The sequence below is a fragment of the Candidatus Poriferisocius sp. genome (assembly GCF_965208355.1).
Classification (GTDB): domain Bacteria; phylum Actinomycetota; class Acidimicrobiia; order Acidimicrobiales; family Bin134; genus Poriferisocius.
Window position 1 is genome coordinate 2173145 of record NZ_CBDBOM010000003.1, and the last position, 13312, is coordinate 2186456.

The window sequence follows — 13312 nt, forward strand, 5'->3', positions numbered from 1 at the left end:
CAAGGAACACGGAGCTCTTCAGAGCACTTCGTTGATATAGCGAAGGACCGCGTCGATCTCGCCTGAGGTCAGCAAACCGCCGAAGCCTGGCATGCGGTTCTTGCCCTCTGAAACCACGGCGACGGCTCCGCTGGGATCGGGGTATTCCTGCAACAACCGACCCTGATTCAGACGGGGACCGTCGCCGGTCCCGCTGCCATCGGCGTCGTGGCAAGACGCGCACCGGTCAACGTATACCTCTCGTCCGGCCACCAGCACGGGATCGGGGGTCCCATCGGGACCAACCTCCACCTCAGGCGATGGATCCGACCCGCAGCCGGCGGCCAGGGGCGAGAACAGAGCCAACACCACTCCCAAAGAGGCAACGGCTTTCCTTGCAGCCACTCGTGGGAACATACTGGGATATCGGCTTCGATCCCACACGCAAGCAGCGCCGCACTCGATTCGACTACTGGTATGTGGCCGCGGGTGTGCTGGTTTGCGTCGGCTTGATTCTGTGGGCCGTGCTGGGCTGACCGCCGCCTAGAAGGCCCCTTCGATAACCCGCAGATCGCGTCCTACTACTTCAGCGACGTCGAATCGAAGCTGCACCGGTTCTGAGCGCTCCTGCTCTGCCAACCACTGCACGGCCAGTCGGCGTATTCGGCGCTGCTTCTCCCACCCCACGGCCTCGGCGGGAGTTCCAAACGCCAGAGAAGATCGGGTCTTCACCTCGCACACGGCAACGATGCCTCCTCGTTGCACGATCACATCCAATTCGCCCCGGCCGCACCGCCAGTTGCGATCCAAAACCCGAAATCCCTGGCGGCGATACCACCGCACTACTCGGTCTTCTCCCCAACGGCCCAAGGCCTGCCTGTATGCCATGCCTCCACCGTAAGCACGGGAAGTGACAATTTGGGCTAGAAGCGCTTCTCCTTGACCCGGGCGGCCCGACCAATCCGGTCTCGGAGGTAGTAGAGCTTGGCCCGGCGCACATCGCCGCGGGCCCCTACCTCAATCTTGGCGATGATGGGCGAGTGAACTGGAAATGTGCGCTCAACACCCACACCGAAGCTGACCTTCCGAACGGTGAAGGTCTCCCGAATCCCGCTGCCCTGTCGGCGTATGACCACACCCTCGAAAATCTGAACCCGCTCACGACTGCCTTCCACCACGCGAACGTGGACCTTGATCGTGTCGCCGGAGCTGAACTCAGGGATGTCGGAGCGTCTGGTATCGCGATCAACGATGTCGGTGGGATTCATGGCACGCCTCTTGTGAGTACTTCAGCGCCCAACTCTGGCATCGGGGCGCGACGAGAAATTATATCCGGCCCGTTTATGAAAGGCCGAACTCATCTAGGAGCGATCGCTCCTCGTCGCTCAGGCCGCCACGGGCGTCAACCAGGTCGGGGCGCAAGGCCACCGTCCGGGCGAGGGCCTGGGCCTTCCGCCACCGCTCTACCCGGCCGTGATCTCCCGACAACAGCACATCGGGCACCGGCCAGCCTCTGAATTCGGCAGGCCGGGTGTAGTGGGGATACTCCAACAACCCGTGGCTGAAGGAGTCCTCGGCGGCCGAGAGCACGTTGCCCAATACGCCGGGGACCAGTCGACCGACGGCCTCGATTACCGCCATAGCCCCCACTTCGCCACCGGCCAACACGAAGTCGCCCAGTGACAGCTCCTCGTCCACAAGGTGATCTCGAACTCGCTGGTCTACCCCTTCATAACGACCGCACAGCAGCGAAAACCCCTCGCCGGAGGCCAGCTCGCGGGCCATGCTCTGGTCGAATCGGCGGCCAGCGGGCCCGAGGAGAAACAGAGGACGGGGGGGATTGGCCAGCTCTACCGCATTGAATAGGGGCTCCGGCATCATCACCATTCCCGCACCGCCCCCGAATGGGGCGTCGTCCACTGAGCGGTGGGGATCGCCCGCGCCGGCCCGCAGATCGTGAACCCGAACGACAAGGCGGCCTTGCTCCACTCCCCTGCTGATAACCCCGAAATCCAAGAATTCCCTGAACATGGTCGGGAAGATGGTGAATACGTCGACTCTCATGGCTCGCTGAACCCTCAAGTCTCGTCGAACAGGCCGCTGGGGACATCCACAATCAGCCGATCCCCGGACTGCTCGACAAGAAATGTGAGCGGGACTAAGGCGCCGGACTCCGAAACCAGCAGATCGCTGGCCGGATTCTGCTGCACCGCTTCCACCCTCCCTCGCTCTGTGCCGTCGGTTTCACAGATCATCTTGCCGATCAACTCATGAACCCAAAGCTCGTCGGGATCGAAAATGGGCGAGGCTCGAAGCACCTGGCCCCGCAGGGAATCGGCAGCGTCCCGGTCCAGTACCTCGGCAAACTGCACTATCCATCGTCGCTGGAAGGCTCGGGCCTCCACCACCGTGAGCGGACCGGATTCGGCCGTCAGCACCGACCCGGCTTCGAGGCGTTCGGTCCGATTCGTCCAGAGCGTGACCACCGTCTCCCCCCGGACCCCGTGGGCCCGGTCGATGCGGCCGACCTCAAGTAGAGGGGGCACGCCCGATGGTCAGTCGACGAATTCAACGTCGATGGAACTGCCGTCCTTGCTGGCCGCAGCCCGCACCAGGGTCCGAATGGAGTTGGCTACTCGGCCCCGCCGGCCGATGACCCGACCCATATCCCCTTCGGCCACCGTGACCTCCAGCGTGACCGATCCCTGACGCTCGACTACTTCCACTTCCACGTCGTCGGGGTTCTCCACTACCGACTTGACCAGAAATTCCAAGACGTTTCGAGCAGTCGGGACTTCGATGGTGTTGATGTCGCCATCCTCGTCGAAATCGTCGTCTTCGAAGTCGTCGCGGTAGTCGTCGTCCTCGAAGTCGTCGTTCCCGACATCATCGTTCACAGCGTCCTCGTGCTCAGGATCATCGTTCACAGCGTCCTCGTGCTCAGGATCATCGTTCACAGGGTCGTTGTTCTCGGATTCGAAGTCGGTGTCGCTCACGATTCCCCGCCCTCGGCCTTCTCAGCGTCGTCTTCAGCGTCGCCGCCAGCCTCATCCGCTTCAGCTTGGGGTTCGGATTCTTCGTCCACGGATGCGGCTTCAGAATCTTCACCAGGCTCGGACGCAGCATCGGGCTCCTCCGTGGAGGCGTCCGCGGCTGGGGCGTCCGCGGCTGGGGCGTCCATCGCCTCCGCTGATGCGGCTGTGGTCACCTTTGCCGGTGCGCTGGTCGCAGGGGCGGCCACTCCGGTGAACTCTTCCCACGCGCCCGAGATAACCAGCAGCTTCTGCACCCGCTCGCTGGGTTGGGCGCCATGGCGAAGCCAGTGCAGGGCCCGCTCGTTGTCGATCTCGATCAGAGATGGCTCCTGGCGTGGATTGTAAGTGCCCACTATCTCGATGAATCGCCCATTTCGGGCCTTGCGGGAATCGGCGGCCACCACGCGGTACGTGGGCTGCTTCTTCTTGCCCATCCGCATCAGCCGGAGTTTTACTGCCACTAGCCGGTCAGCCCTTCTATCTACTTGGGTCCATTGGACGTCCTGAGCCCAAATGGCCCCTCATCAGTGCCGGTGCAGGCACGAACCGGCGCCGACCGCCGGAATGGGCAAACTCTACCCGCCCAAAATCCCTGTGGGCTACCTCAGGGATGAGAGATCGAATTCCCCGTCCTCCAAGCCCGGCAGGGTCAACTTGGGCTTTCCCGGCTTCCTCTGCTGGCCGCCCGGCGGAGTCACCCGACTCCCCTTTCGGCCCTTCTTGGACTTCTTGCGACCCGAACCCGGCCCTTTGCCCCCCATTCGCTTCATCATCCGCTGCACCTCGCTGAACTGCCGCAAGAGCTGGGTGACCTCGGAGGGCCGGGTACCGGAGCCGGCGGCGATCCTCTGTCGGCGAGAGCCATCCACGATCCGGGGTGTGGCCCGCTCTTGTGGGGTCATCGAGCAGATGATGGCCTCTACCCGGGCGATCTGATCATCTTCGATCTCGGCATTGCGCAATTCGGGGGATACGCCGGGGAGCATTCCCACCAGATTCTGGAGCGAGCCCATTTTCTTTAGCTGGCGCATTTGCTCCAAGAAGTCCTCCAGCGTGAACTCCCCCTCCAGCAGCTTGGCCGCGGTCGCCTCAGCCTCGGCCTCCTCATAAACCTGCTCGGCCTTTTCCACCAGGGTCAAGACATCGCCCATGCCGAGTATCCGGCTGGCAACCCGGTCGGGGTGGAATAGCTCGAACTCGTCGATCTTCTCGCCGGTGGAGGAGAAGGCGATGGGCCGGCCCACCACCTCCTTCACCGACAGCGCGGCGCCGCCGCGGGCATCGCCGTCCACTTTGGTGAGGATCACCCCGTCGAGCTCCAGAATTTCATGGAACGACTCCGCCGTGGCGACTGCGTCCTGACCGGTCATGGCGTCGACCACCAAGAAGGTGTAGTGGGGCTCGATGGCGTCGGATATCCGTCCGACCTGGTCCATCATCTCCTGGTCGATGGCCAGTCGTCCGGCGGTGTCGCAGATCACCACATCTCGGTTGGCTGCCACCGCCTCAGCAACGCCTTGTCGAGCTACTGCTACGGGGTCCGAGGGCTCGCTGAACACCGGCACCTCGATGGAGGCCCCCAAGGTGCGGAGCTGCTCCACCGCAGCCGGACGCTGCAAGTCTGCGCCCACCAGCATTGGGTTGCGACCCTGCTGCTTGAACCAGGAGGCAAGTTTGGCCGCATTCGTGGTCTTACCCGAGCCTTGAAGCCCGGCCAACAGCACCACCGTGGGGGCCTTGGCCGGATGGGAGATTTCGAGGGTTTCGCCGCCCAAGGTGGCAATCAGCTCCTCATGGACGAACTTGATCACCTGCTGGACCGGATTCAGCGCCTTGTGGACCTCAGCTCCCACACACCGCTGGCGGACCCTGTCTTGAAAGCTCCGGACCACATGGAGATTGACATCGGCCTCCAGAAGGGCCAGGCGAATCTCCCGCAACACCTCGTCGACATCGCTCTCCCGCAGGATCCCCAGACCCCGCATGCGCTTGAAAATGCCCTCGAACCGGTTGCTCAGCGTGTCGAACATGGGCGGCCCAGACTACGCGCTTGCACAACAAATTGGATATCCGACGAGAAGGGGGGTGCTAGTGGTCCGTCTGCGAGTTGGCTGGAGCGGATTGCGACGGCAGCGGCGTTCCTCGCAAGGCGCACCGACGCAGCCATACCCGGAGCGTACGGCAAGGAGGAGCAACGCCGCGAGGGGCGTCGATGCCTAGCAGGACGCCCTGACCAATTCGCAGACGGACCACTATGAAAACAGCGCCTCGACGAATTCGTCGACATTGAATTCCACCAAGTCGGCTATACCCTCCCCCAGGCCCACCAACTTCACCGGGATGTCCAATTCATCTTGCACGGCCATGACGATGCCGCCCTTGGCCGACCCGTCGAGCTTGGTGAGGACCACCCCGGTCAGCTCAGCCGACTCGGTGAACTGGCGGGCCTGGGCCAGCCCGTTCTGGCCGGTGCTGGCATCGATCACCAACAGCACTTCGGTGACTGTTCCCGGCCCCTTGCCGGCCACCCGGTGGATTTTGGCCAGCTCTTCCATCAGGTTGGCTCTGGTGTGTATGCGGCCAGCGGTGTCAGCCATGACCAGCGGAACCCCTGAGGCGGCCGCGTGCTCGACGGCGTCGTAGATGACCGAGCTTGGATCAGCGCCTTCCGCGCCCCGCACCAGCTCAGCTCCCGATCGCTCGGCCCATTGACCCAGCTGCTCGGCCGCCGCGGCGCGAAATGTGTCTCCTGCGGCCAGCACCACCTTGCGTCCGCTCCGAACCTCCCGGGCGGCCAGCTTCCCGATGGTGGTGGTTTTGCCCACCCCGTTCACACCTACAAACAGCCACACCGCGGGGCTGCCCTCGGTGACCAATTCAAGGTCGCGGCCTCCCAGACTCTCGGCCATCTGGGATTTCAGCAGGGCTACCAGTTCCTCAGAATCGGAGACCCTGTCCGCTTTGGCCTCCTCCTTGAGCCGATTCAACAGGGCCGTGGTGGTGCCGACACCGGCGTCAGCCAGGATCAGCGCATCCTCCAACTCCTCCCAAGTGGCGTCGTCCACTCCCCGAGAAACCACCGAGGCCAAGAACCCCGAAAACGTCCCCCTTGCAGTAGCCAATCGGTTCCGAAAACTGGCCGGCTCGACCTCTTCCCCGGACGCAAGGGCCTGGTCACCGTCAATCTCCGGCTCGTCCTCTTCCCCAGACGCAAGGGCCTGCTCGCCGTCAATCTCCGGCTCGTCCTCTTCCCCAGACGCAAGGGCCTGCTCGCCGTCTATCTCCGGCTCGACCTCTTCCCCAGCATCCGATTCGTCCTTCTTCCGCCCACGCCGCAGACGCATCTCTAGCCCTTATTCCTCGTCCTCGGGCTCTTCGACAGGTGGCCGAGTGCCGATGACCACCGTGAGTGTGATGTTCTCGTCGTTGCGCACCACCTCCAATTCCACTTCCGTTCCCGGAACGCGGAATTGAACCTTGGCGGCCAGCTCGGTGAACGTCGAAACCACCTCATCGTCGATCAGAATGATCAAGTCCCCCTCCATCAGCCCGGCTCGCTCGGCGGGAGTATCCGACTCCACTTCCACCACCAAGGCACCGGGTTGGCCCATCTCCGGATCAGTTCCGTAGACGCCCAGGTATCCCAGTTCGGTGCTCTCACCGTTCAAGATGCGCTGGACGATGTTCAGCGCGATATCGGAGGGGATGGCGAACCCCAACCCGATGTTGCCCATTGAGCCATCGGTTTGAATAAGGGTGTTCATGCCGATGACCTGGCCAAAGCGGTTGGCCAGGGCTCCGCCCGAATTGCCGGGGTTGATGGGGGCATCGGTTTGGATCATTTCAACAAAGGCACTGTCACCGGTCCCCTCCCTGATGGCCCGGCCCACCGCGCTGACGATCCCGGAGGTGACCGACTGCTGCAACCCGAACGGGCTGCCCACCGCCACCGCCAATTGCCCGACCTCGATGGTGGAGCGGTCAGCAAAGACTGCCGGCGTAAGCGCCATGTCCGTCTCGACCCTCACCAAACCAACATCGGTGGCCGGCGCAGTTCCAACCACCACACCCTCGGCCCTTGTGCCATCAGCGAACTGAACCCTTACCATCTCGGCTTCTCCCAGTACGTGGGCGTTGGTCAGAATCAGGCCGGACGCGTCGTAGATGATCCCCGAACCCTGCCCATACCTCGGGAAGTCCTCGGGGAGTTCGGACTCGAAATCAGGGTTTTCTTCCTCGAGATCGGGAAGGAGAGGATTCTCCTGGCCCAGCTCGTCCACATTCACCTCGATCAGAACCACAGAGGGAATGACCGCCCGGGCTACCGCCACAACCGGGTCATCAGGCACCAGTGGGCTAGGTAGCTGAACGGCGCCGGGGATTTCTCCTGGTGGCGCCTGATCGGAGGGCTCCACCGCCAGCGGCGTTTGCAAGGTGGGCGCGCCGGCAGGGGCGCTCACCACCTGTGGTCCCGACACCACCACAATCTCAGGAGGAGGAGCATCCCGATTGAAGAAGATGCTGCCCACACCGATACCAATGCCAACCAGCCCCAGAACAGCCAGCAGCACAGACGCCACCAGCATGACCACCGCGGGATTGCGAGGTGGGGGCGGTGGGCTGGATTGAGGAATCCACTCCACCACTTCCACCTCGCGGGGCACAGGCACGCTGCTGGCTTGCTGGCCTGAGTCCTCCAGTTCCCATCCCAGCGGATCCCACTCCGACCGGGGATCTTCGGGCCCGTTGCTCATTGTGCGTGCTGAGTCCTCAGCAACTCGTTGCTCATACTGTGTGCTGAGTCCTCAGCCTTGCTCGACCAAAACCTTCGGTTCTGAGGCTACCACCACTCTTTCTGATAGCACCTTGGAGCTTCCCCCCGGTTTCATAGACACGCCGTAGAGACAGTCGGCCGCCTCCATGGTGCGCTTTTGGTGGCTGACGATTAGCAGCTGGGCGTCGGCTCGGAATTCATCCACAAGCTGGAGGAAGCGATGCAAGTTGACATCGTCGAGAGCGGCCTCCACCTCGTCCATTACATAGAAGGGCGAAGGACGACTGCGGAACACTGCGAACAGGAAAGCCAGCGCGGTAAGCGAGCGCTCCCCGCCCGAGAGCAGGCTCAAACGCCTGATGTTCTTGCCCGATGGACGGGCCTCAATCTCCACCCCGGTGTCCAGCAGAGCGTCGGGCTGGGTGAGCCGCAACTTGCCCTCGCCCCCGGGAAAGAGCGTCTCAAACAGATCAGCGAAATTGCGGGCCACGTCGGCATAAGCCGACGAGAACACGCCGACGATCTCCTCGTCGATCTTGCGGATCACTTTGCGGAGCTCCCGGCGGCTTTGGCGGATGTCGTCGATCTGGGCCTGGGTGAACTCATACCGCTCTGAGAGCGCCTCAAACTCCTCCAGCGCCAGCGGGTTCACCGGTCCCATGATGCGCAGTTCTTGCTCCAAGGCCCTGACCCGGTCTGCGGGGGCGATGCCCGGTTCCAAAGGCGGGCATTCGGCGGCCACCGCTTCGCCGGGCTCGCAGTCCAGCTCGCGGCGACACCGATCTGTGGCTGCTTCCAGCCTGATCCCAGATTCGGCCAACTCGATCCCCGCGCTTCGGTCTCTCTCCCGGCACTGGCCCAGCCGTGCTTCGGCCAGAGCTCGCTGGCTGCGCAAGCCCTCGAGCCGCTGGGCGGCGGCCCGGGCCGCCTCCGATTCCTCGGCTCGCCGAAGACGCAGCCCTTCAAGTTGGTGGCTCGTCTCTTTGGCCCGTTCAGATACCAGGCCCAGAAGCTGGTCGACGATAGACAGCCGCTGGTCGACAGCCTCGCGCCGGGAGGCGGCCTCGGCCCGGGATTGGTCCATCTGGCTCAGCCGCCGCTCAACTTCGTCTCGCTGCGCAGTCAGCAACCGGCGTCGCTCCTCTATTCCAGCCGTCCTTACCTTGTAGTCAGAGCGGAGGCTGCCAACTGCCTGGTATTTCTGGGCCAGCTCATCGCGGTCTCGGTACAAATTCTCGGCGCGGGCGCGCTGCTCCACCTCTTTGGCCTGGTGCTGGGGCAGTTCCTGAAGAAGGTCGTCTAGCCGACGGCGATCCTCGTCGATCCTGGCCTCCAACTCTGAGCGGCGCGGGCCAAGGGCCCCAATCCCAACCTCCGCGTCGCGAAGCTCTCGCTCCACCCCATTCCCCCTAGCCCGAACCGCGTCCAGGGAGTCTGAGTGTTGCCGTGCCACCTCCCGGGCTCGGGCCTCATTTCGCCTTGCCTCCCCCAACTGGTGTTCGGTCACTACCAACTGCTGTTCGGCGGCTTCAGCCGCCTCTCTAGCCCTTGCCGATGCCTCTTCGGCCTCTTCGAGCAGTCCTCTGGTGGCCCCTGAACGGCGCACGCCCACTCGCCATCCGGAGGAAGAGAACCGATCGCCACGACGGGTAACCACCACCGCGGCGGGTTCGCCGATCACCGCCTCAGCCGCCAGTTCACTGCTCTCCAGCACCCCCACGGTGCCGATCAGCGCGTCCAGCAACTGGTCCACGCCGGCCACCGACGAGCGCACTCGGGGACGCAGGGGATCCCCGACGAGAGGAGTGGGCGCCGGCGGGGCTGACCCTCCCAGGGCCAAGACCGCACCGCTCACGCTGTCGGCTTCCAGGGTGGCGATTGCCCTCATGGCGACCTCGGTGTCGGTGGCAATCACCGCGGCGATAGCCTCACCGGCCGCGGCTTCGAATGCGGCCTCCCATCCCCGGTCGACTTCTACCACCTCGAGCAAAGTGCCGAGCACGCCCTCGACGCCCACCAGTCGCTGGGCCCCGGATTGATCGCGCGCTTCGTCCAAGGCCAGGGACAGGGCCTCCCGGCGGGCTTCCCAGGCCTGAAGAACTCCGACCGCCTCCCCAAGAGCGGCCTTCTGCTGCTCGTGGGCCGCTCGAGCCTCCTGAGTGAAACGCTCTGCCAGCTCGTAGTCCTGTATACGCGCCTGCTGAGCAATCTCGGCCTCCTTGGCCTCGGCCCAGCATCGGTCCAGCTCTTCAACCAGTTCTTGTCGGCGCCCCTCCAGGGCTTCCAGATTGCGGCCCAGAAGATCCGACTCGGCCTGGTCCCGGTGGATCGACGCCTCCAAGATCCTTATCTCACCCTTAATTCGAGGGGCATCCGAATCTGATTCAGGAACGCCCTGGTCGCCCCATCGCTCATCGAACGATAGGCGGAGCTGCTCTAGCTCTTCTTCGGCACCGGCCACGGCGGCCGCCTCGGGCTCCATAGCTGCCGCCGAATCCTCCACCTCGAGCAGCTCGCTGGCGAGACGATTCGACTCGGCCTCCAGCGTGGCCACCACGTCCTCGTCCATTGCGACGTCGCGATCGCGCTGCAAGCGGAGGTTGCGCTCCGACAACAGGGCCTCCAGTCCCCGCAGCCGTTCGGTGATTCCCTCAAAGCGCACTAGGGCATCGCTGATGTCCTGCCCGTCAGCAGCCGAGAGCTGGGCCTCGGCCGCGGCCAGGTCTCGATCCAACGCCTCCGCCTGCACGGTGATCTGCTGCATCTCGCGGCGATCCGCGGCCTGGTCCTGGGTCAACTGGCGAACCCGCTGGCGCAGCTGATCGATCTCCTGACCGGCGATGTAGCGGCGAAGACCGCTCAGTTCCGCCAGCAAGTCGCCATGGCGCCGAGCGGCCTCGGCTTGTCGTTCCAACGGCCGAAGCTGGCGCCGGATCTCCCGAACCACATCGGACAACCGGGTGAGGTTGGCCTCGGATGCGGCCAGCCTCCGCTCTGACTTCTCCTTGCGGCGGCGATATTTCAATACACCGGCGGCCTCTTCAATAACCGCCCGCCGGTCCTCGGGCCGCGCGCTCAAAACGCCCTCAATCTGGCGCTGGGAGACGATCACATGCTGTTGGCGGCCAACACCGGAGTCACTCAGCAGCTCTTGGATGTCAAGCAGGCGGCAGGGGACCCCATTGATGGCGTAAGTGCTGTCTCCGCTGCGAAACAGCGTGCGGGTGATGGTCACCTCTTCGAATTCGATGGGCAGGAGACGGGACGTGTTGTCGATGCTCAGCGACACCTCTGCCCGACCCAAGCCCGCCCGTGAGGCAGTCCCGGCGAAGATGACGTCGTCCATCTTGGCCGAGCGCACCGAGGTCGGGGCTTGAGCGCCCAGAGCCCAGGCCACCGCGTCAACCACATTGGATTTGCCGCTGCCGTTCGGACCCACAATCACCGTCACACCGGGCTCGAAGACCAGCGTGGTGGAATCAGCGAAGGATTTGAACCCCTTAAGCGTCAACGCCTTCAAGAACACCTATGCGACCCTACCCAGCGGAGGGCCGTGATTAGTGGAACTACTTGCCCAAATGCACTTCGGAGGTCAGATCTGGCACTGCTCGCAGTAATAGGTCCACCGGCGGCGGAAACGATATTTCTGAATGGGGCGGTGGCAGCGGGGACAGGGCCGTCCCTTCTGGCCCGCTTGCTTGAACACGTTGAGGTACTCCTCGTAGCCGCCGGGCTGGCCGTGCACGTCGAGGTAGTGGCCATCCTCCAGCGACGCCCCCCGGTGCTTGGCCGCGTCGTGAAGCGTCTCCACCATCGCCCGGTGCAGCCGCCTCACTTCCTGGGGCCCCAACGAATTCGGCAGGCGGTCGAATCGCAAACCGGCGGCGAACAGGATCTCGTCGGAGTACATCTCGCCCAAACCGACCACAACGCGATCATCAGTCAGCACGGCCTTCAACTTGGCGTCCTGAGCCAAGAGGATCTGGCCGAACATGCGCCAGGGCACCGGTTGATCGAGGGGATCGATGCCCAGCCCTTCCAGTTCGGGGACTTCCTCGACCAGCTTTTCGGCGTTGGCCAAGAAGAGTTCAGCATCTCCCGGCTCATCTACCAGCCGGAGCTGCCCGCTCTTCGTGAAGGTGATCGACAGGGCGGTGTTGGGCTCGACCTCGTCCCGGTTGGCGTGGCGTCGCAGCTGGCCGCCGGTGCCCAAGCGAGCCACCACCACGTCCTCGCTGTCCAGGCCCATGATCAAGAACAGCCCCCGACGGCGCACGTTGGTGATCTTCAGCTTCTCCAACCGGTTGACAAATTTCTTCGGTCCTCCCGACCGCTTGGCATACCCCGGTTCCATGACCTCCACCGACTTGATGCGAAGACCGGACAGCTCCCTGTCCAGGTCGCGGCGGATGGTCTCGATTTCCGGCAATGCGATCATCGGGTCACTCCTACTCGTACTGATGAGATCACGAGGCTGCTCCCGCCCCGGCGGCGACCGCCCCAGAGTCCAGGGACTGCCAGGATGAGGCCGCTGCGGCCTGCTCGGCCTGCTTCTTGGACCGGCCCTTGCCTCTACCCCGCTCCACGCCGTTCATGTACACAACGGCGAGGAATTGCTTGGCGTGGTCGGGACCTTTCTCCGACAACCGATACTCCGGGGCATCTAAGCCGCTGCGGGCGCAGTACTCCTGCAATCTGGTCTTGAAGTCTCGTATACCGGGGCCCTCGGCCGCCGCGGCGATGCGATCGGCCAGCCATCCCCGGACCAGATCGGTTAGAACCTCCCAGGGAGCATCCAGGTAGACCGCGCCGATCACCGCCTCCATGGCATCGGAGAGAATCGACTGCTTCTCCCGCCCTCCAGACGCCTCTTCCCCCCGTCCGAGGCGGAGAGCCTTGCCCAGCTGAAGCTCAACAGCCAGATCAGCCAGGGTCTCGGCTCGGACCACCTCAGCTCGCAGGGGAGCCAATTGGCCCTCGGCCATCTGGGGGTAGGCGGCGTATACGTGATCGGTCACCACCAGGGCCAACACGGCATCGCCCAAGAATTCCAGTCGCTCGTTGGAGGAAGCCCCGGCGTGGTCGGCACACCAAGATCGATGGGTCACCGCCTCCACCAGCAAGCTGGGCTGGGTGAAGCTATAACCGAGGCGTTCGGCTAGAGCGGCGAGGTCGGGATCAGAAGTCAGGAGCTTCGGCTCAGACGGCCGTGGACGTAGTCGACGGCGTCTCGCACCGTCTTGAGATCCTCCAGATCTTCGTCATCGATGCTGAATCCGACCGTCCTCTCGCTCAATTCTTCTTCCAGAGTCTCGACCAGCTCGATGAGGGCGAGTGAGTCGGCATCAAGATCGTCGGCAAAGGCCTGGCCCTCGCTTATCCGGTCGGGAGAGATCTCCAAAATGTCGGCCAAACACTCAGTGACGAGACTCAAGACCCCGTCGCGATCCAGCGGACTCTGTTCGACATGGGTTTCGGATGGCACGTCTTCTCCGGGCGGTTCAGCAATACTGCGCCCGAAAAG

At 63.7% G+C, this 13312-nt stretch carries 15 protein-coding genes; 1 reads left to right on the forward strand and 14 read right to left on the reverse strand.

What is annotated here, in order from left to right; genetic code table 11:
* Nucleotides 1-18: 18 nt before the first annotated feature.
* Nucleotides 19-384, reverse strand: coding sequence for a c-type cytochrome (locus ACOGXH_RS11425; RefSeq protein ID WP_419929224.1), 366 nt, complete (start codon nucleotides 382-384; stop codon nucleotides 19-21).
* Nucleotides 385-386: 2 nt separating this feature from the next.
* On the opposite strand from ACOGXH_RS11425, the gene ACOGXH_RS11430 reads away from it, so the two are divergent.
* On the forward strand, nucleotides 387-515 hold the full coding sequence (locus ACOGXH_RS11430) for a hypothetical protein (RefSeq protein ID WP_419929225.1): 129 nt from the start codon (nucleotides 387-389) through the stop codon (nucleotides 513-515).
* 7 nt (nucleotides 516-522) lie between these two features.
* Here the strand turns inward: ACOGXH_RS11430 and ACOGXH_RS11435 are convergent, their stop codons facing one another.
* From ACOGXH_RS11435 to ACOGXH_RS11495, 13 genes are all read right to left on the reverse strand, one after another.
* Nucleotides 523-867, reverse strand: coding sequence for a YraN family protein (locus tag ACOGXH_RS11435; RefSeq protein ID WP_419929226.1), 345 nt, complete (start codon nucleotides 865-867; stop codon nucleotides 523-525).
* Nucleotides 868-902: 35 nt separating this feature from the next.
* The gene (gene rplS / locus ACOGXH_RS11440; RefSeq protein ID WP_419929227.1) at nucleotides 903-1247 is read right to left on the reverse strand and encodes a 50S ribosomal protein L19; all 345 of its coding nucleotides are present in this window, start codon (nucleotides 1245-1247) and stop codon (nucleotides 903-905) included.
* A 73-nt stretch (nucleotides 1248-1320) separates the two neighbouring features.
* Entirely contained in the window at nucleotides 1321-2043 is a 723-nt protein-coding gene (gene trmD / locus ACOGXH_RS11445) for a tRNA (guanosine(37)-N1)-methyltransferase TrmD (protein WP_419929228.1), read from the reverse strand.
* Between the two features lie 14 nt (nucleotides 2044-2057).
* Complete coding sequence (gene rimM / locus ACOGXH_RS11450; RefSeq protein WP_419929229.1) at nucleotides 2058-2525, reverse strand: ribosome maturation factor RimM; 468 nt, start codon at nucleotides 2523-2525, stop codon at nucleotides 2058-2060.
* Between the two features lie 9 nt (nucleotides 2526-2534).
* Nucleotides 2535-2975: a KH domain-containing protein gene (locus tag ACOGXH_RS11455; protein WP_419929230.1), complete on the reverse strand. Its 441-nt coding sequence runs from the start codon at nucleotides 2973-2975 to the stop codon at nucleotides 2535-2537.
* Entirely contained in the window at nucleotides 2972-3475 is a 504-nt protein-coding gene (rpsP, locus tag ACOGXH_RS11460) for a 30S ribosomal protein S16 (RefSeq protein ID WP_419929231.1), read from the reverse strand. The genes ACOGXH_RS11455 and rpsP overlap by 4 nt, the downstream gene beginning before the upstream one ends.
* Before the next feature lie 138 nt (nucleotides 3476-3613).
* The gene (gene ffh, locus ACOGXH_RS11465; protein ID WP_419929232.1) at nucleotides 3614-5044 is read right to left on the reverse strand and encodes a signal recognition particle protein; all 1431 of its coding nucleotides are present in this window, start codon (nucleotides 5042-5044) and stop codon (nucleotides 3614-3616) included.
* Between the two features lie 222 nt (nucleotides 5045-5266).
* Nucleotides 5267-6358 (reverse strand): signal recognition particle-docking protein FtsY, encoded by a 1092-nt coding sequence (gene ftsY / locus ACOGXH_RS11470; protein WP_419929233.1) that lies wholly within the window; start codon nucleotides 6356-6358, stop codon nucleotides 5267-5269.
* A 9-nt stretch (nucleotides 6359-6367) separates the two neighbouring features.
* Complete coding sequence (locus tag ACOGXH_RS11475; protein ID WP_419929234.1) at nucleotides 6368-7768, reverse strand: S1C family serine protease; 1401 nt, start codon at nucleotides 7766-7768, stop codon at nucleotides 6368-6370.
* Between the two features lie 51 nt (nucleotides 7769-7819).
* Nucleotides 7820-11314 (reverse strand): chromosome segregation protein SMC, encoded by a 3495-nt coding sequence (smc, locus tag ACOGXH_RS11480; RefSeq protein ID WP_419929235.1) that lies wholly within the window; start codon nucleotides 11312-11314, stop codon nucleotides 7820-7822.
* Between the two features lie 66 nt (nucleotides 11315-11380).
* The gene (locus ACOGXH_RS11485; RefSeq protein ID WP_419929236.1) at nucleotides 11381-12226 is read right to left on the reverse strand and encodes an Fpg/Nei family DNA glycosylase; all 846 of its coding nucleotides are present in this window, start codon (nucleotides 12224-12226) and stop codon (nucleotides 11381-11383) included.
* 28 nt (nucleotides 12227-12254) lie between these two features.
* Nucleotides 12255-12977, reverse strand: a complete 723-nt coding sequence (gene rnc / locus ACOGXH_RS11490; protein WP_419930368.1) for a ribonuclease III — start codon at nucleotides 12975-12977, stop codon at nucleotides 12255-12257.
* Nucleotides 12974-13273: an acyl carrier protein gene (locus tag ACOGXH_RS11495; RefSeq protein ID WP_419929237.1), complete on the reverse strand. Its 300-nt coding sequence runs from the start codon at nucleotides 13271-13273 to the stop codon at nucleotides 12974-12976. The genes rnc and ACOGXH_RS11495 overlap by 4 nt, the downstream gene beginning before the upstream one ends.
* Between the last annotated feature and the right edge of the window lie 39 nt (nucleotides 13274-13312).